The organism is Mucilaginibacter rubeus (assembly GCF_003286415.2).
In the GTDB taxonomy this organism is placed as follows: domain Bacteria; phylum Bacteroidota; class Bacteroidia; order Sphingobacteriales; family Sphingobacteriaceae; genus Mucilaginibacter; species Mucilaginibacter rubeus_A.
This window is the reverse complement of record NZ_CP043450.1, coordinates 3,441,839-3,466,405: the sequence shown is the minus strand read 5'-3', so window position 1 is coordinate 3,466,405 and position 24,567 is coordinate 3,441,839. Positions and strand designations below refer to the sequence as shown.

The following is a 24,567-nucleotide window of genomic DNA, read 5'->3' as shown; positions in this document are numbered from 1 at the left end:
CAATGTTTTAGTTGTTGTCCTTGTCTTTCCTTGTATCCCACCACACGCGTGAATCCTGGCTATCGCCACCGCTTAGTCTTGCAACTGCAGCGTTCACATTAGCGCCGTTTGTATTGTATTCGCTCGTAGCGTATACAAACCTGCGAACAATCTTCTTAGATGAGTTTGTAGCATCAGGGGCGGGGGTAAGCGATGGCCAGCCTGTTTTTCTCCAGATATTCCATCCCATATGCCCATCAGGGTAGCTTGAAATCCACCTTTGGGTTGATATGTTTTTAACCTGGGTGTGGGTAATATCAGCATCTTTAGTATCGGTAACCGGGAACTGGTTTAAATAAGCAGTTGAAGGTGTGCCTGCTCCCCACTGATCAAATGAAGCAGTTACGCCTGATTTGTAATCGGCAGAGATTGATTCTGAGGTCCAGCCTAAGTTAGCAGCTTCGGCACGGGCCAGCCAGGTTTCAGCTGCACTGATCAACATTACATAACCGTTCTCTAACCTGTAGTCGCCACGTAAAATGCGGGCCCATTTAGGGTTTGCATCAGTAAAGGCAGTTACAGTTAAACGTGCTAAACCGTAAGGTACGCCAATGCTTGATGTGTTAACATTACCTACAACTTCACTTTCGCCACCAAATGCAGCCTGACGCGGGTCGCTGGTAGAAGCGGTGATATCGGTAAGGGTTTTTGCTTCAGCAAAGTCCTTACGACCGTTGTAAAGGTTCCACCATGAGCTTTTGTAGTTGCCGCCTGGAAACTGAAGCTTGAAGTTTTGGTCGTTAGTAGTTATTACACCTGAAGTAATGGCTTCACTTGCCGCTGCAGATGCAACAGAAGAAGAAGCGGTTACATTTGACATTTGAACAGCAACAAGTAGTTTAAGCGAGTTTGCCATTCTTTTCCATGATGCAACATCGCCTCCGTAAATGATGTCGCCGCTTATTGGCGATGAATCAAACGAGTTGATAGCATCTGTTAAAGTGGTAAGGATGCCTTTGTAAATAGTTTCCTGTGTATCGTATTTAGGCAAAATGTTAGATGACCCTTTTAAAGCCTCGCTGTAAGGAACATCGCCCCATGAATCGGTTACAATCCAGAAAATGTATTGCTGCAATATTTTGGCAACATTAACCATGTTTTTGTTAGGATTTTGGTTAATAACCAATTGCAGGTTGTTCAGGTTACCAGCATAGTTGCCTGTAAAGCCGTTTTGAGGCAGGTTGTATAATGATGTTCCTGAGTACTGGGTTTCGGTAAAATATTGAGCATACTGACCGCCGCTTATTGCTTCGGTACCGGTTGAGCCATAGCCACCTAAGCTTGCTTCAACGTTTGATAACAAGGCCGAAGGGATTGGCGTTACTGTTGCTGCCGGATTGTTGTTCACGTCGCCAAAATCCTTTAGCTTGTTGCAACCCGCGCCTAAAAAGGTAAACGCGCCTGCTAATGTATATAGATATATCTTTTTCATTTTGTTGTTGATCTAATAATCCTTAATCGCTTAGAATGTTACTTTTAAGTTGAAACCGATACCTCTTGTACCTGGGTACTGAGCAGTTTCACCTTCTGTCGCACTGATCTCTGATGGGTCGAAATCTTTTGATTTAGCGTAAATCAGCAATAAGTTACGACCGGTTAAATCAATCCTCGCTGATTGGAATACATTGCCTAAACCCCATTTCTTGATTGGCAGGTTGTAACCTACAGCAACCTCACGAAGTTTGATGAAAGTAAGGTCGTACACATAAGGGTCGTAAGTTTTATTGTTTGTTAAACCCTGGTAGTATGATTTTGCGTCAACGTAGTAAGTAACAGGGTTGTTGTTGGCATCAACACCGGTAACTTTAACACCACCGCCATCAGCAACAGGGTCACGTACCGACATTCCTTTATCGTTAAGTGCTGCAGTATTGGCAGTTAAGCCGCTATACTGGCCCCAACGGTTTGATAATGAAACGAATTTACCGCCAAATTGATAATCGATGTTTGCGCTTAACACAAAGTCTTTAAACAAAGTGAATGTATTTTGTAAACCACCTGTGTATTTAGGTAACGCGCTTCCGAAATATACGTTAGGATCATTGATGTAAGCACCAGATGAAGTCAGGATAGGGATACCGGCAGAGTTACGTTTGATACCGTTACCGTAGATCTGGCCCCACCATTTACCTTTTTGGTTGATCAGGTATGGCATATCTGTACCCCAAACACCTGCAACCTGCACACGGTCAACACCATATTTGTTGCTGATTTCAACTACTGTGTTGTCAAGCAACTGGGCAAAGTTTGTGTTGATGGTCCAGCTAAAGTTTGGCAACCTGATAGGAGTGCCGCTTGCAGTGATCTCTAAACCTCTTCTTTTGATCAAACCTACGTTGGTAAGGATTGATGATACACCGCTGGCCGCGTTAACTGCTAAGCCCAGTGGAATGTCTTTATCATCAGCAGCCCAGTAAGTAGCACCAAAAGTTAAACGGTCGTTAAAGAAACCTAAATCCAAACCAATCTCTTTTGAAGTAGTGGTAGTACCATGTAATGCAGGGTCAACAAACTGAGTTGGGCCACCTTGTAATAAAGAGCCATTCCATTTGTTTGCGGCAATACCATAAAGGGTGTTGTTTCTGTAAGCACCAAATGTTTCGGTTGATGTACCTAACGCTAATGGTACCTGGCCCCATGATCCCCTTACTTTACCATAGCTCAACCAGTCTTTAAACTCAGGCAATACTTCGCTGAATACGAATGAACCACCGAATGATTTTGATAATACTGAGTTTGCATCGTTTACTGTAGAAATGGTTGAGAACCAGTCGTTACGTAAAGTCGCGTCTACATAAACAATTCTTTTATAGTTGGCGGAGGCCTTTGCAAATATTGCACGGTATTGTTCCTGGGTCCTGCTGTTGCTTGCGCTGATAGGGTCAACAGAGTTAGCAAGGGTGTACAGGTCCGGAACACTTAAGCCGTTGTTGGTATTAGCGCCGTTATCTTTGTAGCTCCAGTTATAGAAATCGCTACCGGCGTTAACATTCACATGAAAATCTTTGATTTGCTTGTCGTAGTTAAGCAAGGTTTCATAGTTTTCACGGTTTGAGTAAGTGTTTGAAGTACCATAGGTAGCTTTCTGACCTGTTTGGGTACCGCTTGCCTGAATTTCTGACGAAATTTTGTTTTCGTTCCAGGTATTGGTTTGGTTGCGGCGATAGGTAACCTTAAAGCTTAAATCGTTGTTGATTTTGTACTGTAAATAGATATTGCCGTACAAACGATCGCGAGTGTTCATATTTTGCCACTGTTTTTGCCATAAATATGGGTTATACCAGTAGTTGCCGCCATAAAACGCGCCTGGGTTAGATGCATCGTATGAGTTAGGGTTCTGGTGGTTCCAGCTTACATAAGTTCCGTCCGGAGATTTCAGGTCCTGTAACTCTTTCATGATGCCCATATCCAGATCACGGTGGAACCATGAGTTGAATGAACCGCTTGATGCACTTGCATAAGCGTCGCTGATTTGGCCATGAAGTTGTGTGCCAGAATAGTTGATGCTTGCACCTGCTGTAAGGTGTTTGTTAAGATCAAAGTTGGCGTTCAGGGTGAAGTTGTTTTTATTTAACCAGGTTTCAGGTACTATACCGGTAGTATGCTGGTTATTGTACGACATCCTGATGTTATAATCATCGGCAGCTTTGGTGAATGCAACACTGTTGTTCAAAGCTACACCGGTACGGAAGAAATCTTTAGCATTGTCTGGCTGAGGTGTCCATTTTGCTGTTTTGAAAGAGTATTTGGTGCCTGCGGCCCAAGCATACCATGGAATATACTCCTGGCCAACCATTTTAGGCCCCCAGCTGCTATCGTCGGTGTAATCCGGATAGTATTTGCCATCTAATGCTTTCCATCCTTCAGGATCGCCATCTTTCCAGTGGTACTGGATGAAATCGGCAGAAGCACCACCGCCATAAGTATTTTGGTAGTTTGGAAGGATGTAAGCCTTGTCAAAGTTAGCGCCAAGGTTCAGCTCAACACCAACACCTTTTGATTTTTTACCTTTTTTGGTACTGATAACGATTGCACCATAAGCACCTTGTGAACCGAATTGTGCAGATGCAGCAGGACCATTCAGGATACTGATGTTGTCGATGTCGTCATTGCTCAAATCGTCGGCGTTTGGCATAATTGTACCGTCAACAACATATAAAGGGTTGTTACCGCTACCAAAGCCAGTAGCACCACGTAGCCTGATGTTGGTGTTACGGCCCAGCGCCGCTGCCGATTGGCTGCGTACCTGAACACCGGCAACCTTACCGGCTAACGCGTTGTTAACGTTAGGCTGACGGATAGTGTTCAGTGCGTCTGACTTTACTACCTGCGCAGCATACGATGCCGAACGTGATGATTGTTTAGTACCGTAAGCACCGGTAATTACCACTTCAGATAGTTTGTTAGCACTGCTTGATAATTTAACATCCAGGGGAGCCGAAGTAATTTCGACTGTTGTTGATGTAAAACCGATAAAGCTAAAGCTTAATGATTTTGCAGATGCTGGGGCAGTTAAAGAGAATTTGCCATCTGCATTTGTTTGTGTACCAAGTGTGGTACCTACAACTCTTACGGACACGCCTGGCAGCGGTAGTCCATCGTCTTTTGAAGTTACCCGGCCGGTAACCGTTTTGTTTTGTGCATGTACCACACTAATAAATAGCATGAACAAACACCAGCTTGCGAGTAGGAGTTTTTTCATTGTTAAAAAATCAGTTTTAGTTAATACCCAAAACTACAATTTTTGTAATAAAATGAAAAAAAAGTTGAAAAAAGTTTAATATTCTTCCTCTATATTAAAATATTTATAAAAAAGTTGATAAAACGTTGTTTCAAACCCACCAAAATGGGGGATTTTTTAAATTCTTCATATAAAATTCATATAAATTTTGTGTGAATTTTAGTTTTTGAAGCTATTGCATGGGGTTGTAGATAAAAATAAGGAGAAAAATGCTTATAAATGCCTTATTATGAAAAATATTCAAGCGATAAGCTATAAAATGGGTCTTTTTTTTACGATTTAAGATAAAATAAATGGTTAGTTAAAATTCTGTGTTTTTGATTTTTAAAAATAATAATATTTTTTGGTAAAAAAAATGTGACACTTGGTGCCTTGTAGTAAATTTATTGGTAAAACCTTTTATCTTATGATATTTAAATGAATGATATGGTTTTTTAAGTTATTGATTGTGAGTGTTATGGTTTTATGTAAGTGATATTTTTTATATTATTTAAACTTTGTTTATTGGTTATTTTTTAATTTTTAAATGATAAATAATAATTAAATTATTGTTATCAGCTTGTTATTGATAAAAAAACAATTGATTTTTATTCATTTGGATTTAGAAAGAAGCCTGATATTTTGAAATATGAGGCACTTGCTGCTCTGAAATTCTCATTTGCTAATGTTGAAACTCCTTAAGACACTGGTTAAAATACCTGTCGGTAGGCTCAAAAAGGCTTAACCCACATGGATAGCAGAAGATATTTGCCGGATTAACATCTTTTTTGTCATTTAAGTGAACATAAACGCTGCTCTTTGTTGGTATCGATGCTGTTTTGCTCAATGCTGAAGGCTTGCTGAGTCTTTCTGTTAATAATGTTGCAAATATCTCGGTTTGTGATTCGTTTTTATCAATAATTAACTGAGGTGCTATCTCCAGAATCGTATTTGATACATTATTACATTTTGTTAACCGGTGCTTCCCCGGACTTGGGAGTTTATTTGAAGACCTTGGCAAACTTACACCGTTGTCATAAGATTCATCCTTTAGTAATGCGATTATACAAATCAGCATTATAATAAATGTGCTAATAAAAAACTGCATTACTTTTTAGGTTAATAGTTTAAGGGAATTGGTTTATTTGGTATTGGCGGGCCCTTGTTTCTATATGTATTCCGGCTTGCTTTATATAAACAATTTTATGAATGGCTGCGCGGGTGTACAATACAAAGCAGTTGGTATTTTTTAGGATCAGGATAAAGTATAGATTTATGGTGAATTTAAAGATGGAAAATACGTTGGAAAAACTATCAGTAATTATTGCCGATGATCATACCTTATTCATAAACGGTTTACGTATGTTATTACAGGGCGAGCCGGATATTGAAGTTATTAGTGTTGCGGCTAATGGTAAGGAAATGCTGCACTTGTTACATACCCATACGCCCAACCTTGTATTGCTTGATATCAATATGCCTGGTATAAATGGCTTTGAAGTACTTAAGCGGATAAAGGACTACTATCCTAAAATTAAGGTGATCATGCTTTCTACCTATAATGAAGAGCATCTGATTGAAAAGGCGAAAACAGAGGGGGCTAATGGTTACTTATTCAAAAATGCCGAAAAGGCAGAGCTGTTAAGTGTGATGAGATCGGTAGCAGGAGGGCAGCTTTGCTTTCCGTATAAACAACCTGCAGTTAGTTCATCGCTTAACGAGACGGATCCTTTTTTGAAACAATTTCAGCTTACCAAGAGAGAGACTGAACTTTTACAATTTATAAAGCAGAATTTTACCAATCAGCAAATGGCAGATCACCTTCACCTAAGTATCTATACTGTCGAGACGCATCGTAAAAATATTATGCAGAAGCTTAACCTGAAAAACCCGGTCGAACTTAACCGCTTTATAATGCAATATAATTTATGAGTTTTTCTTAGTGAGTGGGATGTAGACAGATACAAGCGTTCCCCTGTTAACCTGCGAATCAAATTCAACCTTGCCATTTAAAAAATTAATCCGCGACCGCAGGTTATTTAACCCCATCCCCTTAAAAATGTCAGGGTTGGTTGTGTCAAACCCTTTGCCGTTATCTTCAATGGTGAGGCTGATAGTTTCGTCGTTTCTAATCAATGAAATGTCAAGCCTATCGGCCTGGGCATGTTTCATTACATTGTTTACGCTTTCCTGCAGTACCCGGTATAAGATGATTTCGGTGGTATCATCATAAGGTGAATCAAAACCGTTGCTGAAAAAGTTTATTGCGATATTGTCGTTCCTGATATTTTCGATAAACTGTTTAATTACCTGTGCAAGCCCCGTTTTATGTAGTGCCCAGGGCATCATATTGTGCGATATTGTCCTTACCTCTTTAAATCCATAGTCAACAAGAGTGATCACTTTTTCAAAACGATTTCTTTGTTCGTTATTTATGAAAGGCAATTCGCTGCCAATAACCTGGAGATTGATCTTGGCTGCCGAAATAGTTTGGCTCACACTATCGTGCAAATCCTGGGCAATTCTGCGTCTTTCGCTTTCTTCGGTTGCAATGATTGCTTGCATCGCGATATTGCGTTGTTTTAACTGGTTTTGTTTGTAGTAGAAAAAACCTGAAAATAACATCAGCAGTATGAAAATTCCTGTACCTGCCATCCAGTAATTTCGTTTTGTAATTTCAAACTGCTGTTGTAGCACCTGGTCTTCCCGCTGCCTTATTTCATATTTTGCCTGTAGTTCATCAACAGTACTGCTGCCCGTTGGCTTAATTGTAGCATGCTTTTTTAAATAAATAAGCGACTGTTCATAATTTCCCATTCGTTCATACAGGTCAGCCAACTCATTCGTGGCACTTTTTTGCATGTCGGCATAATTTATTTGGGTGGCAAACTGCAGGCAGTTTTTTAAAGCATCAAGAGATTGCCCATATTGTTGCTTGTTTTTATAAAGTACGCCCAGGTTAAAATAATTTATTGAAAGTGCCAGGGTATCATTTAATGATTTTTTGATATCGATGGTTTTTAGAATTTCCTGCACCGATTGGCTTTGCCTGATACTCCCCATAACATCGCCCATAAATTGATGGCTATATGTTTCGGAAGTGTTTTGGTTTGTTTGCTTTACAAGGTTTAAAGAGTCTTTGATATCAAAAGACTGCCTGAAGTAGTTTAAAGCTTCCCGATAATTATTTTTAGCTTCATATACCTCCCCAAGTTGGCTTAACGCTTGCATCAGTTCGTTACGGTCGCCGGTTTGGGGCGCGTATGAAACAGCCAGCGTGTAAAATTCAATCGCCTTATCGTAGTTTTTCAGTTTAGCATAAGCTTTAGCTAATCTGCTGTAGTCGTTTGTTAAAATATACTGCTCATTTGTTTTACTGAGTATAATTGCAGCAATATTGTAATAGTAAGCGACCGAATCGTAGGAGTTGGTTTGGTAATAGGCTTTACCCAAAGTTTGGGATAGCAGGGCGATCTCTTTTTTATTGTTCAGTCTTTCGGCCAGGTTTAAACCTGCTTTGGCAACCGGAATCATCTTATCCGGATTTTGTCCCACCGGGTAAGAGGCCAATCGGGTAGCTGCCGCTAAACGCTTTTGCTGCGACGCGTTGCTGAAAACAATCTTTTTTAAACTATCAATATTTTGACCGGAACACGGAATTACAGTTAAAATAAGCAGAAGGAATATAAAGTATTTCATAGCCGGTTGCTGGTCCCGGTTAAAGATAACGATTTGACATTGATCAGCAATCAGGCTATAAGGATTATCAGAGCTGACATAACAGACAATACAAAAAATAAAATTTGCCGATGCCTGGCACTGATAATGCTGGGGATTCGGCCTGTTCCCTGTAGTTTGTTTAATTTAAGCTTATACATTGTTGATAGCCCCATGAAAGTTAGGGAAATAAAGCCTACAAGGTAGTTTAAGTTGTTTTCCATGATCTTTTTAATTTAGGTGATCAAAACTGTTAATATCAAAACCATTAGGGGCGGTACAGAAGTCACTGTGGTGTTTGATAATACAATTTTATGGAGCTGCCAAACCTTACACAATACAAAGCAGTTGGTATTTTGGTATAGAAGTATAAAGCTTAGTTTTACTGTTGATATTACAATAGGAATGCGATAGGCTTATATTGAACGCTGAATGCCGTGAATTAATAAAAACGATTAACTTTATTGGTGGCTTTGTTCGTATAAACTGCTTGGTAGCCAGATGTGGTTTTACCAATCAGCCATCGATATACATTTAATTTAGTTTACAAGAATATTTATAAAATTAAAACTCACTGATCGTTTTTAAACGATCGCTTTCTGCAGAAAGACACAAAAAATGCGAATGTTATACATCGTCCAAAAAAAGAAAAAAAATAGGCGGCGAAATAGATTGCTATCAGTTTTGATCGGATTGATTGCTGTATTAGGTAGTATGGATCATGCCACTGCCCAAAGCAGATATAACCAGTCGGACTGGAATGTGCCGCCGCCATTAACACCGGGAACGATAACTAAGGGAAATACGCTTGGTGGTAGTTCGGCCGGTAAACCTATTGTGCTTACACTTACAGATATTCCTGTGGTTTCGCAGCCGTTTGTTTCCGCAACTCAGGCGCCTGCACTGGCTGCAATTGGCACAAATCCACCAGTAGTTGACGCCCCAGGTCAGCCTAATATTGATGGAGTTGGTACTGGATTGCCGGAAATACCCGCACCTGAAGCTCCTGAAACCCCGCATTTGCCCAAGCAAATTATGCAGGATCTTCAGTTTTCGTCGGTGATAGATTTACCAGTACCTGAATCTCCCGAATTGCCAGCGGCTTCAGTTGAACCTACCGTGTCAGGGAAAATAAACATGATAAAAGGCCCGGTTCCGGTGATGCCGGAGATAACAGATGTAATGCCTGTTTTACAACCAACGGACGATATTAATCCCTGGTCTATCCCGCAAATTCCAGAAAGTACCGGTTTTAAATTGGCTGTATCAACCGGAAAGGAAGATAAGGCAAGAGGCAAATCCCATTCGAACAGGAAAAAATAACAGTTATGACGTAATGCCAGGCATTTAAGGGCATTATAACAAAACGCTAAAATGAAAAGTACCCCAATTGTGTTAAAATATATATTAGCTGCTATACTGACCTTTGCGAGTGGTGTTACATTTGCGCAGGTGAGGTTTAAACAGGGAGATGAGTTTCAGAGGCAGGTAATTACAAAATCAAATTGTGTTTTGCAGCGTGGCAGTCAAAACCTTCATGTTGGCTCGGTTTCGATAGTTGCTAAAACTTATAAGGTAACGGATGCTTCTGAAAAGGGTGTGTCTTTTACTATTACAACCGATAAGCTTGTTGATACCATTAATGCCATGAACCAGAACCTGATATATCATTCAGGTAAGCCTGCCGATCCAAATTCTATTATCCAGATTGGCCTGCAGAAAATTGTAAATAGCGCTGCTGTAGTTTCAGTAAATAATAAAGGCGAGATCACTAATTTAAAAAGGCCTGTAACGGCAAATGATACACTTTTATCATTTGCGGGGATTCAACCAGAGCATTTATCGCCAGGTAGCACATTGCAATTTATGGTTGATTTTCCGGTTAATGTTACACTAAAAAAGGGTTATTCATGGAAAGCCACCACATCATCGGCCGAAACCAATTATACGGTTTATGCCATTAACGGGCAAACTACGGTGGTTACTTATAAAACGTCTGTTTTGGGTGGTAGCTTAAATAGTCGTATAAATGGGTCGATACTTATTGATAACAACACGGGCATTATTTTAAAACGTTATTCGCAAAGTGTTTCAACCGGGTACGAAATGGTAAACGGAGTAGTTTATACTGCTACACGCCGTACCGCTGTTACCGAAATCTGTAATAAAAAGTAAATATTGATTCAAAATTGAATCAAATAACAAAAGGCCGCTGCATCCATTGCAGCGGCCTTTTGTTATTTAATACCCAATGTTTCGGCCAACGTATTGGCAGCAGGATAACCTCTGGATATCGCCCTTAAATCGTGTTCATCAAGTAATTGTGCGGGTTCATGTAAAATACTGTGCCAGGGGGAGTTGTTTGTGTTCTTTAGTGCTGTAATTCATTAAAGACACAAAAAAACAACTATATGAAAAATCACTTTCATGTTGATGAAAACTCAGACCACAATACCGGTAACGATGGAATAGACCGCCGTGGTTTTCTTGAATGTATGGCCTGGGCCGGTACCGGCGTATTATGGATGATGACTGGCGGGGTGCTAAAATCATACGGGATGAGCCAAATGATTGACAGGGCTACCGGTGGACTTAAAAAGGGTTTAATAGTGCCCAAGTCTGATTTTAGTTTTGTGCAGATCAGCGATAGTCATATCGGGTTTAATAAGGCTGCCAATCCTGACGTGGTAAGTACGCTGAACGCCACGATAGCCAAGATCAACAACATGCCCAGCGCACCTTCATTTGTATTGCATACCGGCGATCTGTCGCATCTGGCGCAGGCCGATGAATTTGACACGCTTGAGCAATCATTGAAGACTGTTAAAACCGAAAAGATATTTTATGTACCCGGCGAACATGATGTTACCGATAATGGTAAGCTATATCTTGAACGCTATGGTAAAGGTACTTTAGGCGACGGCTGGTATAGTTTTGATTCGCATGGTGTGCATTTTATTGGCCTGGTAAATGTAACCAATCATGTTGACGGGGGCTTAGGGTACATCGGACCTGCTCAGCTAAAATGGCTGGAGAATGATCTGAAGCCGCTATTCAACAGTACGCCAATAGTTGTGTTCGCGCATATCCCGCTTTGGGCTATTTATCCGCAATGGGGCTGGGGTACCGATGATAGTGCGCAGGCACTGGTCTTACTTAAACGCTTTGGATCGGTATCGGTATTGAACGGACATATTCACCAAACGATTCAAAAGGTTGAAGGTAATATTACTTTTCATACGGCCAATTCAACGGCATTTCCTCAGCCCGCTCCGGGCAGCGCGGCATCGCCCGGCCCTATGAAGGTACCAGCAGAAAAGCTTCGTAGTTTTTTAGGATTGACCAGTGTAAACTATGTGGAGCATGACCATTCGCTTGCGATCACTGATATCCCATTGATTGATGCTGAAAAAGCGATTGAGCAGAAATAATGAAAAAGTATAGGATGAAAAGGAATTTGTTGTTGTTGTTACTGATGATCGGCTTAGCAACAGAGAGCAAAGCTCAGTACAAGCCCGTAGAGCAGGGTTCAGGTTTGAAATTTATCATTAAAAATCTGGGATTTGATGTTGATGGCGCCTTTAGCGGGTTTGATGGTAATATTAATTTTGATCCTCAAAACATAGCTAACAGCAGTTTTGATGTAAGTATAAACGCGTCATCCGTAAATACCGATAACAGCTTGCGCGATGAGCACCTGCGCGGTGAAAATTATTTCGATGTGAAGAATTATCCCAAAATAAGGTTGGTTTCGGGAAAAGTGGCCGTATTAAATAAAAGTGGAATGTACCAGCTAACGGGAGTGCTAACTATAAAAGGTAAGGCAAAGCAGGTGTCATTCCCTTTTTCGGCCACACCTGCTGCCGACGGTTATATTTTTAAAGGGGGATTTAAAATAAACAGGAAAGATTTTGCGATAGGCGGCGTGAGTACCATTGCCGATGAACTTGAGGTGGATATCAGTGTAACTGCAAAGAGAGGTTAAAGAAGTTATGAACGTAAAAATAAATAGAAAGCTTTGTGTTATTGTGGTATTAGGTGCTTCGGTGACCTGTACCGCGGCAATAGCTAACAAACCTGAGCCTGTGCATTATGAAAACCTGAAAGTATTGCCAAGGGATATCAGCTCGCACGATTTGCAAAGCATCATGGCCGATGATTTTGAGGATGGTCTTGGTGTTACCTGTGGCTTTTGCCATGCCAACGCTAAAGATGGCCATGGTTTGGACTTTGTAAGCGACGCGAAGCCCGAAAAGGAAATTACCCGGCAAATGATGCGCATGACCATCGGTATCAATAAAAAGTATTTTAAGCTTAAACACCCCGGCATAGGCAACCAGGCGCTGGTAGTTTCCTGTATTACTTGTCATAAAGGTCAGCCATTTCCTGATGCTGCCACGGGCAATAATTAATTGTAAATTGCTTTATAAAGCTTTGCATGATAAACTGATTAAATAACCTTGAAAAATTGAAATTCAACAAAGTAGTATATCACATTGCATTTTGGCTGCTGGCGTACCTTTTCTGGATTTTTATTTTCAGGAACGGTACGCTGGTGTTAACTCATGCCATAACCATTCAGTTTTGTTACCTCGTATTTATTTCGGCTAATCATTACCTCAACACACTTTATGCAATTCCGTATTTGCTTAATAAAAAGCAATACATAAAATTCGGTCTTGTTTTTTTAACGGGGATATTGATCACAGCGGTACTAAGGGTTCCGGTATCGGCCTGGGTTACGGTACACTTATTTAAAACAAATCCCCGGTTTAATGCTGTTTCTGTTTTTGCCGACTCATTTGTTAATATCCTGTTTTGGGTGCTTTGCATCCTGGGAGCTCAAATGGTGATTGAAAAAATGCGGGCGCAGGTTTATATTGAGCAGATTGAAAAGGAGAAAGCCACCAATGAACTTAATTTTTTAAGGGCGCAGTTTAACCCTCATTTTCTTTTTAACTCCATTAATTCGATTTATGCCCATATCGATAAATCAAATAAGGATGCGCGTGATATGCTGCTGGTGTTTTCGGAAATGCTGCGCTACCAATTATACGAATGTAATGTAGAGCAAATAGACTTGAACCGCGAGATCAACTATATCCGAAATTACATAGCTATTCAAAAAGGGAGAATTGATGAAGAGGTTAATGTGAGTTTTTACGCAGATAATATTAACGGACAAGCTTTTGTAGCGCCCCTGTTATTTATAACGTTTGTGGAGAATGCCTTTAAATACGTGGGGTTTAACGAAGGGAGAATAAATAAGGTGGATATAAGCCTGAAGCAGGAGGAAGGAAAGCTGATTTTTAACGTGTATAATACTAAAGATAGTTTTGCGGGCAGGGATGAACATTCATCGGGCCTGGGGATAGCCAATACAAAACGGCGGCTTGAGATCCTGTATCCAGAAAAACACAAGCTTGATATAACCGATAGTGGCGATAGTTTTGAAATAAATTTAGTACTGCAGAACATATGATACTTAAATGCCTGATTATAGATGACGAGCCAATAGCACGTAAGTTGCTGCAAGAGTATATTGAAGAGACCGACTTTTTAGTATTGTCGGGCACGGCCGAAAATCCGCTTAAAGCAACCGGCCTGATCAATAAACTGGATATCGATTTGATTTTTCTTGATGTGAATATGCCAAAGATGAATGGTTTTCAATTTCTGCGGTCGGCGGTAAAATTGCCCATGGTGATCATGACAACAGCTTACGGCGAATATGCACTTGAAGGATTTAAAATGGCTGTGGTTGATTATCTCGTAAAACCATTCTCGCTCGAACGTTTTCTGAAGGCTTCACAAAAGGCATTTGAGCTGCATATATTAAAGCAAAAGGCCTCGCCCGAAAAAAATGAAGCCGACCATTTTTATGTTAAGTGCGATGGCAAAATTGAGCGGGTGCTATGTAGTGAACTGGTTTACATTGAAGCCATGGCTAATTACGTAACTCTTTATACCCTTCATAAAAAGCTTATTGTATACTTAACCATTAAAGGTTTACAGGAAAAGCTGCCGGTTGATAAGTTTATCCAGGTGCACAAAAGTTATATAGTTAATACAACCATGATCAGTAACATCGAGGGTAATATGCTTAATCTTAATGGGGCTAAAATTACCGTTGGGCAAAGCTTTTATGACGAGGTAATGGATAAGGTTTTAAAAGGCAGGCTTTTTAAAAGATAATATCGCCGGCATTTTAATAGTTAATGCTTAATTGTTTTTCAAGCCGATTTGGTGGTTGCTGTAATCAGTTAGGTATTCATTGCTAATGAAAAAGTCGAGACTGAAAATTGTGCGATAATCGCCGGTATTATTAGGATTTTGTACCTCCGTAAGATTGCCTGTACTTGATGTTGTATAGGTATAAACAAAGCCTTGGTTGGTGGTTATTGTAACAGTTGAATTTGCGGGCAGGCTGCCTGTTGAGGTAGTTGCCAGCCTGTCTTCAATAACTGTGGTTGAAGGTGTGCCTGTGTCAAACAGGATTTGCCCGGAAATAGTTTTGCCACTGTATGTTATAGTTGCCGGGATATTAGGTGAGTAGCCACCGCTGTTCGAATAACTAAGCGGATGCATGATGAATCCGGCTGATGAAAGATCACTATTGTTTAGTCCGATGGTTAAAAGGTTGCTTACATAAGTACCGCTGGTTGAAAATAAGCTTTTGTTTAACGTAGCCAATTTAAACCCGCTGGTGAGGTTGGTGCTGGTATTGAAATATCTTAAAGGGCTTTGAATTTCACTGGTTACATAGCTTGTGCCGGGGCCAACACCAAAAACGTCGCTTGCGTGAGCGGGCAGTTTAGCTCCTGTTTCATCAACTATTTTGTAATATAAAAAAAAGGGTACCCTTTTTAGCGCAAGATTACCTTGCGCATCACCTATGGTAATGTTGGCGTAGGCTAAGTTGCCATATTCTTTAGTTGAACTTAACTGATCTCCAAAGCTAATTGTGCCTTTGGTGCTGGTTATTGTAATTCCATTTACAACAGTAGAGTCGCCGGTAAACTGGAAGCCCGATGAGGTGATCATGGAAGCCGGTATGATGTCTGTTGCGTCAAGCGTCATGCCCGATGAACCGGTATCAAATACGGTATAATAGGTTACAGCCTTGGTTCCAACGAGTGTAACAGGTAAAAATATCCGTTTGTTTATCCCGCTGGCATACTCATATAAGCCCAGAGTAACAGGAGTTATTTGTGGCTGAACTACTGTTTTGTCTTTTTTACAGGAGAAAAAAGCGGTAGTTATTAATATGTAAACTATAATTTTAGACGTAAGCAGTAAATGTTTTGTAGTCATATATATCCTTTATAAACCCGGTTGGTAATAAATACGATAAAATAGCAGTTTTAGTTGGCTTAAAATTATGATAACGATTTGATAAGCCGGCCAATGAATCGATAAAACATAATGTTGAACCGATTAATTATCCGGACATATAAACGGATTAGCGGATGTCGCTATTGCCTGTAACTAAAGTAAATGGTTGGTTTCTTTAATGATATCCATTACAAAAGTGCTTTTTGAATGGCCAATTCCTTTTACCTCGCTTAGTTTATTTACAAAAAAAGAGTGGTAGCTATCCATGCTTTCAGACACGATCTTGAGCATAAAGTCAAAATCACCGGAGATATTATAGCACTCTATCACCTCGTCAAATTCAAGTACGGCGTTAATGAAATCCGCGCCCGCTTTGCGGCTGTGCTCGCGCAGGGTTACCATGCAAATCACCATAATGCGCTTGTTTAATAGCCGCTTATCTAAAATAGCGGTGTAGTTTTTAATTACTCCGGCTTTTTCAAGGCGTTTAATGCGTTCATGGGTGGGAGTAGGGCTTAAGTTAATCTTTACCGCAATCTCCCGTACTGTAAGTTTGGCATTTCGTTCAACCAATCGTAATATTTCATAATCCTTTTCGTCGAGTTGGATACCGGCTTTTTTTTGTTCTGTTTGATAGGCCATATGAAGGGGCTAATAGAATGTTTGTTCTTTTGTGACGCTTTTATTTTCTATTGTGTTCCAAAATTATAATAAATAATGTTATTAATTTCCGTGGATCTAATTTTGAAAGGACAAAAAATATAATTATGTCGCTGCAAAAGAACAAGATCCTCATCATCGCCTCCCTGGCCATATTTGTTGAAGCACTTGATATCGCTATTATCAACCTCACCATTCCCGCTATCCAAAAGCAGTTTCTGGTAACCAACGACCAGGTTCAATGGCTGCAAACGCTATATGTTTTGCTGTATGGCGGTTTCCTGATTATTGGCGGCAAACTATCGGATGTTGTGGGGCCAAAAAAGATCTTCATAGCAGGTGCCGCCCTGTTTCTGTTAACATCCCTGGGCGCAGGCTTAGCCGGTACTTTCGTGTTTCTTAGTTTGTCGAGGGCGATGCAGGGCTTGGCGGCAGCACTGATCATGCCATCAGCCTTTTCTATCATAACGCACACTTTTACCGAAGAGCGTGAAAGGAGCAAAGCAATTGGAATCTTTAGCTCGTTCGCGGCAGTTGGCTCGGGTATTGGCCTCTCGGTGGGCGGAATTATCAGTACCTACATGGGATGGCATTGGGTGTTCCTGATCAATGTGCCTGTGCTGGCCGTTATTATCATTGTAGGTTGGTTTTACCTGGCCAATGATACTCCTGAACAAAAACAACCTTCTCCCGATTTGTTTTCGGGCGTTTTATTGGTAATTAGCTTGTTAATGCTAAGCTATGGCGTGCATCAGCTGGCTGATGTTAAACAACAACTTTTCATGATCATGCTTTGCACCTTAGGTGTAATAGTTAGTTCAAGGTTGCTTTATATACGTTTAACGCGTCGAGCAAATCCGCTTATTGATCTTTCTGTTTTTAAAGCATCATCGGTTATTACAGCCAATGGTGTATTTATTCTGCTTGGGGCTTTTTTTACCGGGTACCTGTTTATCATATCTCAATTATTGCAAAAGGATATGCACTATAATGCAGCAAAGTCTGGTTTGCTACTTGTTCCTTTTAGTCTGCTTTCGGCTATTGTAGCGAAGTTTATGCTGCCGGGCATTATGAAACGCCTCACAACCGAACAAACCGGCTTACTGGGGATGTGCTGCATGTTAACCGGCGGACTGGTTTTAGTTTGCGCGGTATTTGCAGGCTATTCGCTCCCTTTGCTGCTGTTGTCGGCCGCTTTTATATCCGGTTTGGGCATGACCATCTGTTTTACAAGTTTATCTGTGCTCGCTGTAAAAAATATCCCTAAACAACACTACGGTTTGGCATCAAGCCTGGGTACTACCACTTACTTTTTAGGTGCAGGAGTTGGCTTGTCAATACTTACGCTGTTTATGCAACAAGGTAACCAGAGTGCTTCGGTAAGTGGTTTATCGCTTATTATTCTTTGCGTATACGCGCTGATAGGTTGCTGTGGCTTGTTATCTACCTTGTAAATTTAAAAGTTAAGAGCGTGCCTGTAACCCTGCCAAAATCACAAAGCTTGCCTGATGTTTTTTAACTGGTGGATGTGTTTTTGGGTATGATAGCAAATCAAGTACAGCCACTCCAGCCGGGTAAGTTCGCCGAAGAAAGGAACTACCAGTTCTGTGCTGATCGCGTAAAGATCTTTGGTGTTAATTACTTCTCTAACCTGGGAGATAGCTGTTTGTAATAAATCGATAAGCCCTGCTTTTTGATGAGGCCCGTCTGATGGCCATATGCCAGGCGCGGATTTAAATTTAGCTTCAAAATCAAGAAACAGGTCTTTAATCATTTTTACCTTTTCGTCTGGGTCTCTGTCTGCGGGCTTGCCGGCTCCGTTAAGTACAGGGATAAGTTGTGATGCAGATTTAAAAACGTGCTCAGCTATTTGTCCGGCTGTCCAGCTATCTGGTGAAAGTGTTATGTTTATTTGCTGCTCATTAAATAAAGCAACGGTTGATAACAATTTACTGGCAGTATCTTCAAATACTGCCAGTAAATTGATACGGGCATCAGTTTGGTGGTTGGTGGTTTGATTTTCCATGACGTTTTAAAGATTGATTGATACAAATCTCCGCCCAAAATCAAAGTTTGAACCTTGGCGTTTGTGCCATAATTGGGGTGGTTTTGCGCCATGCGCAAAATGAATAACTAACTTTTCTTTTCACCCAATGAAAACCAGTTACCCGAGTCGTCTTTAAACAGAGCTTCAAAGCCGTAAAACTCTTTAGTGGGGGTTTTTGTAAACTCAACCCCTTTGGCTTTTAACTCTTCATAAGTAGCTATCAGGTCATCGCATTCAAAAACGCCAAATCCGAAGGTACCGCGTTGTACTAATTCGCGCATTTGCTGCGCTGCCAATGAATCGAACATCATGCCTTCACTTATGGCCATGAGCGATATTTCCAATTCGGGCTGCTCCGGAGGGCAAACAGTAAGCCAGCGCATTCCGGGACCTATTGCTGCGTCGGTATTTACCTTAAAGCCCAGTTTGTTTACGTAAAAGTCATAAGCGCTGTCCTGGTTAAGCACAAATACGCTCACATGGTTCATTTTGGTTATCATTTGTGTGTTTTTTGATAAACCAAAAATCGAGATCATTAAAGAATGAAGCTTATTGAAAATTGCGTTTTTGCAGCCATTCTTTTTCACCGGCAAAACAGGCCGGTATAAATTTAAGGGGCGACTGCTGCATGTCATTTTGCCTTTTTAACTCTGCCTGCTGATAATTTGCCGGTGAACAGGAGGTAAGCTTTTTAAACAAGGCTGAAAAGGAGGTAATACTGTCAAAACCTACCGCATAACAAACATCAGCGACCGGAATATTCTTTTTTAAGAGCAAGCGGGCATTTTCAATCCTTACTTTAATGAGATACTGATGCGGCGTTTTGCCGTAGATGTTTTTAAACTGCCGGATGAAATGAAATTTGGAAAAATATGCCTCATCGGCAATGTCGTTGAGATCGATGGCTTCATGATAATTTTTATCGATGAACAACTTGGCCTGCACAAGTCTGCGGTAAAGATATATTTTGGGTAGTCGTTCAATCATCTGAATATAAATATCGGCTTTTATTTGGTTACCGCGCACAATAGCCCTTTCATTGCAACAAGGAAAATCAACCAAAATTCGTGGATAATTATATGATGAAAGGGGGGCTTTCATTGCGCCTGAAAAATCACACAAAATTTATTTTAGGGCAATATTTTGTTAATGAGTAGATTATATGAATACTTGAAAAATCTTTCAAAAAAAATTTTGCAACTTGATTTAAAATCCTACTTTTGCACACCCAATCAGGGAGACGGGATGTAGCGTAGCCCGGTATCGCGCCACATTTGGGATGTGGAGGCCGCAGGTTCGAATCCTGCCATCCCGACAAAAGCGATACCAAGTGTCAAAAACCCTCTAAATTGAAAGTTTAGAGGGTTTTATTTTCTGATTGGAAGAATCATAATACCCGGCGAAAGCCAAACGGGATGTAGCGTAGCCCGGTATCGCGCCACATTTGGGATGTGGAGGCCGCAGGTTCGAATCCTGCCATCCCGACTACCGGTAAACAAAAAAGCTTTGACGAAAGTCAGAGCTTTTTTGTTTTATAAGACTTTATAAACGAATCAGTTCAGTTATAATTTTGCCGCGTTTACCGAATGATAATCTCTCCAAAGCCATTCTAATGCTTCCGGAAGTGTTTGTTTTCTGACGTTATTGTCTACATGATGGGCGTTGCGCGCAAAAATAAACTGATATTGATAGTTTTTAGCTGCGAGTTCTTTGGCCATATTTTCGTTTGCAAGTACCCAGTCATGCATCCCGTCGCGCATTACATTTGGATTAAGAAGGTCCTGATCGCCCACTTCCAGCCAGATTCTTAATGGCTTTGGCCGGCTTCTGGCAATAAGGTGCTGATGAAATTCCCAGGCACCATGTGGTGTTTCCGGGTTATAGGGCCATTGCTGGTTAATGTAGGTGCCCGAATAGGTGAGCACTCTGTGATACCATTCCTGATGGAACCAAGCCATGATGAGGGCGCATGATCCGCCGGAGCTGCCGCCCATAGTGGCACGGCCATCCGGGTCTTTGGTTAATTTTACCTGGCATTTGTTTTCTACAAGTGGCAGCACTTCAGTTTCAACAAATTCTGCATATCTGCCGTTCATGGTATCGTATTCAAGGCCGCGTTGGCTCCCCTGTGCGTCGCCACCACCATTGCCAATTGATATAGCGATCATGGGAGGCAGTTTTCCTTCGGCAATAAGATTGTTCAAGACCGTAAAGAGCAAATCATCCGGCCCGTCGGTACCAATGATGAATGGGGCTTCGGTGCCGGCGACGTATTGTTTAGGAACATATACCGCTACCTGGCGGGTATAGGGAGCAGGGTGGCTTGTTGTAACAATCAGTTTAACTGGATTAGTCGGATCTGGTATACCAAACGTATTGGGTTCTCTTGCGATACCCGGATAGATTTTGCTTTCCTTCGAATTCATGGTAAACCGGTATATAGTGCCCTGCGGCACGTTGACCTGTACCATTGATTCTGTTGCGGGGGGATGGGTAGGCCCGATAATAAAATTCCCGTTTGCATTTGGCGAGGGATTGGTTCCATCCGGTAATTCTGTAGCGGTAACATACCCTGGGGTATGCGGGTCACGGATTGGTATTTGGGCTATGGTTGGGTTTACACGCCATATCGTGCAAAATAATATACCCAATACCAAGGGGCGATTGTATATTTTAATTAGCCTCATTTTGGTTTGATTTATGAAAGGGTGATTATTTAGGGTTGGTTTTAAAATTAGAATTTGCAGCTGATTATTACTAATTAGCCTACTGATTTACTTTTCGTAAAGGCGATAAAAGCTATGGTTGAGAATATATATTATGAAATAATAGATGGGAGTAAAAAAAAGCCCGATGCAAATTGTACCGGGCTTGTCAATATAGTTTAGTTGTTTGTTGTTGATTATTAGTGATTAAAGGTTACCAACTGCTTGTTTTCAAACGATTTTAAGGAATGTGCCGGGGGAGAAGCAAGCATTCCGTTCATGATCTGTTGCTTTATGAATGTCGAATATTTTATAGCTCCTTTATAATTTAAATGCCCAAAATCGGCAAACTCATCATTTTTTAGCGGAAAGTTATTGAAGTCAAGAAATTTTATATCACTGAAGTAACGTTGACGGATCAATGAAAATTCGGCCTCATTACTTCTGAATTCATACAATGGGTGCTGGGGGCTTCTGATCAGGAAAACGTTTTTGTGCATGCCATTGCAATAATCTACTATTTTCCTCAGGTATTGAATATTAGTTGCCGAAATGGTGCTTTCGTTTGGTGAGGCTTTAACATGTTGCCCTGCGGGATTAATTGAGGGTAAGGGTTTAGTACCTTCTATTTTAAAATAACCTCCCGTTTTTCCGGTGTAATTATAGTTAAATGAAATAGCCTTAATAAGATTGCTACGGGCAGCTATGCCTATACAATTCATAAAGTATTTTGAATTGTGTTGGGCCAGCAGTTTAAAATCCGATACTCCCATGAACGACGCATATTGCGGGAACATGTTCGACATATAGGTATACCCCCATGTCCAGTCGTCCATTTTAGGAGCAATTTGGTTATTTGAAAATTCAATTAGAACAGTTGTGATCTGCGGGTTTTGCGACAGGTACTTTTTTACTTTTTGAAAGGTGTAAAAATAAGATTCGGCAGAATGCGAAAGATTGGTAAGTTTGGGTATAAGCGTATCATCATAAGCACACTCAGAATGCGAGTGACCGAAGATTACAATGGTGTTGTCTTTTTTTATGCTGAATTTTGAAAACTTACTTACCATATAGCCCGGAATTAGGGCTATAGCCAATACAAGCAGACAGCCCGCAGAGGCAAATGTTACGGTTTTAATTACAAAGCGGTGCATGGCTTAAAACTGAAAATAAATAAACTGCTGCTCTTTACCTGTAAATAAAAATATCACGATAATTAGTGTGTAATAAAATGCTAATCTGTAGCCTCGTTTCCTTAGCCAGGTTAATTTTTCTATAGCATACTGGCTTTCCCGGCCTTGCCACTCCACTATAATAAAGGTGATAATAAGGAGGATAACTTCAAGTAGCTGCTCTTTGCTAACATCCAATTCAGGTACCGAGAAGAGTGATTTTGAGAAAATGCCGCCAATGTATTTAAACGCTTGTGTAACACTATCGGCCCTGAAAAAGATCCACGCAAAAATAACCTGTATAAACGTGATCACCATTTGTATAAATTCGCGGGGTGTTGGTAATGCCTTGCCCTTAGCTACAATTTCGAGGTGATTGCGGTTGGTTTTTAGCAGGATAGAGGGCAGGATGAATAACGCGTTCAGAAGCCCCCAGATAATAAACGTCCAATTGGCACCATGCCAGAAGCCACTCACCAGGAAAATTATTAAGGTGTTGCGTACCTTGAGCCAGGTTCCGGTTTTGCTGCCCCCAAGTGGTATGTACAAATAATCTCTGAACCATGATGATAACGAGATATGCCACCGGCGCCAAAACTCGGCCATATCCCGCGAAAAATAAGGGAATGCAAAGTTTCTGAGCAGTTCGAATCCGAAAAGCCTGGCAATGCCCAGGGCCATGTCTGAATAGCCCGAAAAATCGCAATAGATCTGGAACGCAAAAAATATAGCGCCTAAAACCAGCGTACTTCCCGAATAGTGGGCGCTGTTGGCAAATATCAGGTTGGCGTAGTCGGCGCATTGATCGGCTATGACAGCTTTTTTAAACAGGCCCCAAAGTATTTGTCTTAGGCCGTTAATGGCTTCCTGGTAATCAAATTTTCTTGGTGCTTTTACCTGAGGCAGCAAGTGTGTGGCACGCTCAATAGGGCCGGCTACTAAAAGCGGAAAAAAGCTTACGAATAATGAATAGTCGATAAAGTTTCGCTCGGCTTTAATACGGCCTTTATAAACGTCAATTACATATGATAAGCCGTGGAAGGTATAAAAGGAAATCCCGACAGGCAGGATAACATTAAGCGTAAACGGACTTAAATGAATGCCGATATCCGCGCATACTGAGGCAAGTGAAGCTGCGAAGAAGTTATAATATTTAAAAACGCCTAAAAAGCCCAGGTTTATTGTTATGCTTAACCAAAGCCAAAAGGTTTTGAGCCTCTGGTTTTTTGCCTCGTACATTTTTAGCCCGGTAAAATAATCCAGCAGGGTTGAAAATATCAATAAAAACAAAAAACGCCAATCCCAGCAAGCATAAAAAAAATAGCTTGCCGCCATCAACAATAAGTTTTGTTGCTGTAATTTTTGGTTAAATACAAACCAATAAAGCGCGAATACTACGATCAGAAATATTCCGAACCCAAACGAATTGAAAAGCATGGTACATGAAATTATTGGATCAGCTAAAAGGGGTGTTTAAGAAAAATCTGCAGAGGCAGGGCGCTGGAGGGGGTAGATGTATTAACGAAAGCAGCAATAAGCCGGCTGCTTTTATAGCGGCTAACTTATTGGTGCGTTAAAAGGGAAAGTATGTTTTTGTCAATATTTAAATGATTAAAAAGCAGGTGATTATCAATCAAGTTTTACTGTGTTTTCATTGCGTAAAGCTTCGTTGAATTTTTCAAGTAGCTTGATATATTTGTCCATCCAATAGTATATTGCATCAAGAGGGGCATCTTTTGCCTCATGAGTTTCAATATCCTTTTCGGCACTTTGTGAATTAAACCTCATGGCAAATTCATTCGGAAATTCTTTTGAAAAATCATGCTCTATAACAATGCCTATCTGGCAAATGATATCAAAGCTTAGCCTCTTTGTGTTGAACCAATTATACAAGGTTCGGCGGCTAACATTCAGTTTCCGGGCGATTTCACTTATTCCCATGTGGTCACGCCTCACAATTCGCTCTACAATTTTACCAAAATGTAAATCTTGAGTGTCATTAATACCAATAGATCTTTGATCATTATTGATATATGAGCTAACTGGGTAATAAACTTTGCTGTGCATAAGATTGGATTCGATTAGGTTGTCAATTTTTAGTTGGTTAGCATATGTAATTTAGGTTATATTAAATTGCAGGGTTACTTGCAGATATTTATGGCCATAAATATC

General features: G+C 40.7%; 21 protein-coding genes and 2 tRNA genes. 11 read left to right on the top strand and 12 right to left on the bottom strand.

Going from position 1 to position 24,567, the window contains the following annotated elements; genetic code table 11:
- Positions 1-7 precede the first annotated feature (7 nt).
- Positions 8-1,471: a SusD/RagB family nutrient-binding outer membrane lipoprotein gene (locus DEO27_RS13500; protein ID WP_112574387.1), complete on the bottom strand. Its 1,464-nt coding sequence runs from the start codon at positions 1,469-1,471 to the stop codon at positions 8-10.
- Positions 1,472-1,501: 30 nt separating this feature from the next.
- Positions 1,502-4,741, bottom strand: coding sequence for a SusC/RagA family TonB-linked outer membrane protein (locus DEO27_RS13495; RefSeq protein WP_112574388.1), 3,240 nt, complete (start codon positions 4,739-4,741; stop codon positions 1,502-1,504).
- Between the two features lie 1,308 nt (positions 4,742-6,049).
- On the opposite strand from DEO27_RS13495, the gene DEO27_RS13490 reads away from it, so the two are divergent.
- Entirely contained in the window at positions 6,050-6,691 is a 642-nt protein-coding gene (locus tag DEO27_RS13490) for a response regulator transcription factor (protein WP_190295408.1), read from the top strand.
- Here the strand turns inward: DEO27_RS13490 and DEO27_RS13485 are convergent.
- Positions 6,686-8,458, bottom strand: coding sequence for a tetratricopeptide repeat protein (locus DEO27_RS13485; RefSeq protein ID WP_112574391.1), 1,773 nt, complete (start codon positions 8,456-8,458; stop codon positions 6,686-6,688). The two genes, DEO27_RS13490 and DEO27_RS13485, sit on opposite strands and share 6 nt — an antisense overlap.
- 702 nt (positions 8,459-9,160) lie before the next feature.
- Here DEO27_RS13485 and DEO27_RS13480 point away from each other — a divergent pair.
- From DEO27_RS13480 to DEO27_RS13450, 7 genes are all read left to right on the top strand, one after another.
- Positions 9,161-9,799 (top strand): hypothetical protein, encoded by a 639-nt coding sequence (locus tag DEO27_RS13480; RefSeq protein ID WP_146750095.1) that lies wholly within the window; start codon positions 9,161-9,163, stop codon positions 9,797-9,799.
- A gap of 51 nt (positions 9,800-9,850) precedes the next feature.
- Complete coding sequence (locus DEO27_RS13475) at positions 9,851-10,651, top strand: hypothetical protein (RefSeq protein WP_112574394.1); 801 nt, start codon at positions 9,851-9,853, stop codon at positions 10,649-10,651.
- 236 nt (positions 10,652-10,887) lie between these two features.
- On the top strand, positions 10,888-11,907 hold the full coding sequence (locus DEO27_RS13470; protein ID WP_112574395.1) for a metallophosphoesterase family protein: 1,020 nt from the start codon (positions 10,888-10,890) through the stop codon (positions 11,905-11,907).
- A complete protein-coding gene (locus DEO27_RS13465) occupies positions 11,907-12,461 on the top strand; it encodes a YceI family protein (RefSeq protein WP_112574396.1) in 555 nt (184 codons plus the stop codon). Before DEO27_RS13470 ends, DEO27_RS13465 begins: the two co-directional genes overlap by 1 nt.
- Before the next feature lie 7 nt (positions 12,462-12,468).
- Positions 12,469-12,888 (top strand): c-type cytochrome, encoded by a 420-nt coding sequence (locus tag DEO27_RS13460; protein WP_112574397.1) that lies wholly within the window; start codon positions 12,469-12,471, stop codon positions 12,886-12,888.
- A 56-nt stretch (positions 12,889-12,944) separates the two neighbouring features.
- A complete protein-coding gene (locus tag DEO27_RS13455) occupies positions 12,945-13,958 on the top strand; it encodes a sensor histidine kinase (RefSeq protein ID WP_112574398.1) in 1,014 nt (337 codons plus the stop codon).
- On the top strand, positions 13,955-14,671 hold the full coding sequence (locus tag DEO27_RS13450) for a LytR/AlgR family response regulator transcription factor (protein ID WP_112574399.1): 717 nt from the start codon (positions 13,955-13,957) through the stop codon (positions 14,669-14,671). Before DEO27_RS13455 ends, DEO27_RS13450 begins: the two co-directional genes overlap by 4 nt.
- A gap of 27 nt (positions 14,672-14,698) precedes the next feature.
- On the opposite strand, the gene DEO27_RS13445 is transcribed toward DEO27_RS13450, so the two are convergent.
- Positions 14,699-15,790, bottom strand: a complete 1,092-nt coding sequence (locus DEO27_RS13445) for a hypothetical protein (RefSeq protein WP_112574400.1) — start codon at positions 15,788-15,790, stop codon at positions 14,699-14,701.
- Positions 15,791-15,964: 174 nt separating this feature from the next.
- Positions 15,965-16,453 (bottom strand): Lrp/AsnC family transcriptional regulator, encoded by a 489-nt coding sequence (locus DEO27_RS13440; RefSeq protein ID WP_112574401.1) that lies wholly within the window; start codon positions 16,451-16,453, stop codon positions 15,965-15,967.
- 125 nt (positions 16,454-16,578) lie between these two features.
- On the opposite strand from DEO27_RS13440, the gene DEO27_RS13435 reads away from it, so the two are divergent.
- Positions 16,579-17,925: an MFS transporter gene (locus DEO27_RS13435; protein WP_112574402.1), complete on the top strand. Its 1,347-nt coding sequence runs from the start codon at positions 16,579-16,581 to the stop codon at positions 17,923-17,925.
- Between the two features lie 38 nt (positions 17,926-17,963).
- Here the strand turns inward: DEO27_RS13435 and DEO27_RS13430 are convergent, their stop codons facing one another.
- The 3 genes from DEO27_RS13430 to DEO27_RS13420 form a co-directional block, all read right to left on the bottom strand.
- The gene (locus DEO27_RS13430) at positions 17,964-18,497 is read right to left on the bottom strand and encodes a DinB family protein (protein WP_112574403.1); all 534 of its coding nucleotides are present in this window, start codon (positions 18,495-18,497) and stop codon (positions 17,964-17,966) included.
- Between the two features lie 107 nt (positions 18,498-18,604).
- Positions 18,605-19,018 (bottom strand): VOC family protein, encoded by a 414-nt coding sequence (locus tag DEO27_RS13425; protein WP_112574408.1) that lies wholly within the window; start codon positions 19,016-19,018, stop codon positions 18,605-18,607.
- 49 nt (positions 19,019-19,067) lie between these two features.
- Complete coding sequence (locus DEO27_RS13420; protein ID WP_223818243.1) at positions 19,068-19,619, bottom strand: helix-turn-helix domain-containing protein; 552 nt, start codon at positions 19,617-19,619, stop codon at positions 19,068-19,070.
- Positions 19,620-19,759: 140 nt separating this feature from the next.
- On the opposite strand from DEO27_RS13420, the gene DEO27_RS13415 reads away from it, so the two are divergent.
- Both DEO27_RS13415 and DEO27_RS13410 read left to right on the top strand, forming a co-directional pair.
- Positions 19,760-19,833: transfer RNA gene (locus DEO27_RS13415), tRNA-Pro, on the top strand.
- 96 nt (positions 19,834-19,929) lie between these two features.
- A tRNA-Pro gene (locus DEO27_RS13410) sits at positions 19,930-20,003 on the top strand.
- A gap of 77 nt (positions 20,004-20,080) precedes the next feature.
- On the opposite strand, the gene DEO27_RS13405 is transcribed toward DEO27_RS13410, so the two are convergent.
- From DEO27_RS13405 to DEO27_RS13390, 4 genes are all read right to left on the bottom strand, one after another.
- On the bottom strand, positions 20,081-21,205 hold the full coding sequence (locus DEO27_RS13405) for an alpha/beta hydrolase (RefSeq protein ID WP_112574307.1): 1,125 nt from the start codon (positions 21,203-21,205) through the stop codon (positions 20,081-20,083).
- Between the two features lie 218 nt (positions 21,206-21,423).
- Positions 21,424-22,377, bottom strand: a complete 954-nt coding sequence (locus tag DEO27_RS13400) for a hypothetical protein (protein ID WP_112574306.1) — start codon at positions 22,375-22,377, stop codon at positions 21,424-21,426.
- A 3-nt stretch (positions 22,378-22,380) separates the two neighbouring features.
- Positions 22,381-23,832, bottom strand: coding sequence for an MBOAT family O-acyltransferase (locus tag DEO27_RS13395; RefSeq protein ID WP_112574305.1), 1,452 nt, complete (start codon positions 23,830-23,832; stop codon positions 22,381-22,383).
- Positions 23,833-24,024: 192 nt separating this feature from the next.
- A complete protein-coding gene (locus DEO27_RS13390; protein ID WP_112574304.1) occupies positions 24,025-24,462 on the bottom strand; it encodes a helix-turn-helix domain-containing protein in 438 nt (145 codons plus the stop codon).
- Between the last annotated feature and the right edge of the window lie 105 nt (positions 24,463-24,567).

Excerpts from the sequence above, each read along its gene's own strand:
- DEO27_RS13500 (WP_112574387.1), bottom strand. The coding sequence starts at position 1,471 with ATGAAAAAGATATATCTATATACATTAGCAGGCGCGTTTACCTTTTTA.
- DEO27_RS13495 (WP_112574388.1), bottom strand. The coding sequence starts at position 4,741 with ATGAAAAAACTCCTACTCGCAAGCTGGTGTTTGTTCATGCTATTTATT.
- DEO27_RS13490 (WP_190295408.1), top strand. The coding sequence starts at position 6,050 with ATGGAAAATACGTTGGAAAAACTATCAGTAATTATTGCCGATGATCAT.
- DEO27_RS13485 (WP_112574391.1), bottom strand. The coding sequence starts at position 8,458 with ATGAAATACTTTATATTCCTTCTGCTTATTTTAACTGTAATTCCGTGT.
- DEO27_RS13475 (WP_112574394.1), top strand. The coding sequence starts at position 9,851 with ATGAAAAGTACCCCAATTGTGTTAAAATATATATTAGCTGCTATACTG.
- DEO27_RS13470 (WP_112574395.1), top strand. The coding sequence starts at position 10,888 with ATGAAAAATCACTTTCATGTTGATGAAAACTCAGACCACAATACCGGT.
- DEO27_RS13465 (WP_112574396.1), top strand. The coding sequence starts at position 11,907 with ATGAAAAAGTATAGGATGAAAAGGAATTTGTTGTTGTTGTTACTGATG.
- DEO27_RS13460 (WP_112574397.1), top strand. The coding sequence starts at position 12,469 with ATGAACGTAAAAATAAATAGAAAGCTTTGTGTTATTGTGGTATTAGGT.
- DEO27_RS13450 (WP_112574399.1), top strand. The coding sequence starts at position 13,955 with ATGATACTTAAATGCCTGATTATAGATGACGAGCCAATAGCACGTAAG.
- DEO27_RS13445 (WP_112574400.1), bottom strand. The coding sequence starts at position 15,790 with ATGACTACAAAACATTTACTGCTTACGTCTAAAATTATAGTTTACATA.
- DEO27_RS13440 (WP_112574401.1), bottom strand. The coding sequence starts at position 16,453 with ATGGCCTATCAAACAGAACAAAAAAAAGCCGGTATCCAACTCGACGAA.
- DEO27_RS13435 (WP_112574402.1), top strand. The coding sequence starts at position 16,579 with ATGTCGCTGCAAAAGAACAAGATCCTCATCATCGCCTCCCTGGCCATA.
- DEO27_RS13430 (WP_112574403.1), bottom strand. The coding sequence starts at position 18,497 with ATGGAAAATCAAACCACCAACCACCAAACTGATGCCCGTATCAATTTA.
- DEO27_RS13425 (WP_112574408.1), bottom strand. The coding sequence starts at position 19,018 with ATGATAACCAAAATGAACCATGTGAGCGTATTTGTGCTTAACCAGGAC.
- DEO27_RS13420 (WP_223818243.1), bottom strand. The coding sequence starts at position 19,619 with ATGAAAGCCCCCCTTTCATCATATAATTATCCACGAATTTTGGTTGAT.
- DEO27_RS13405 (WP_112574307.1), bottom strand. The coding sequence starts at position 21,205 with ATGAGGCTAATTAAAATATACAATCGCCCCTTGGTATTGGGTATATTA.
- DEO27_RS13400 (WP_112574306.1), bottom strand. The coding sequence starts at position 22,377 with ATGCACCGCTTTGTAATTAAAACCGTAACATTTGCCTCTGCGGGCTGT.
- DEO27_RS13395 (WP_112574305.1), bottom strand. The coding sequence starts at position 23,832 with ATGCTTTTCAATTCGTTTGGGTTCGGAATATTTCTGATCGTAGTATTC.
- DEO27_RS13390 (WP_112574304.1), bottom strand. The coding sequence starts at position 24,462 with ATGCACAGCAAAGTTTATTACCCAGTTAGCTCATATATCAATAATGAT.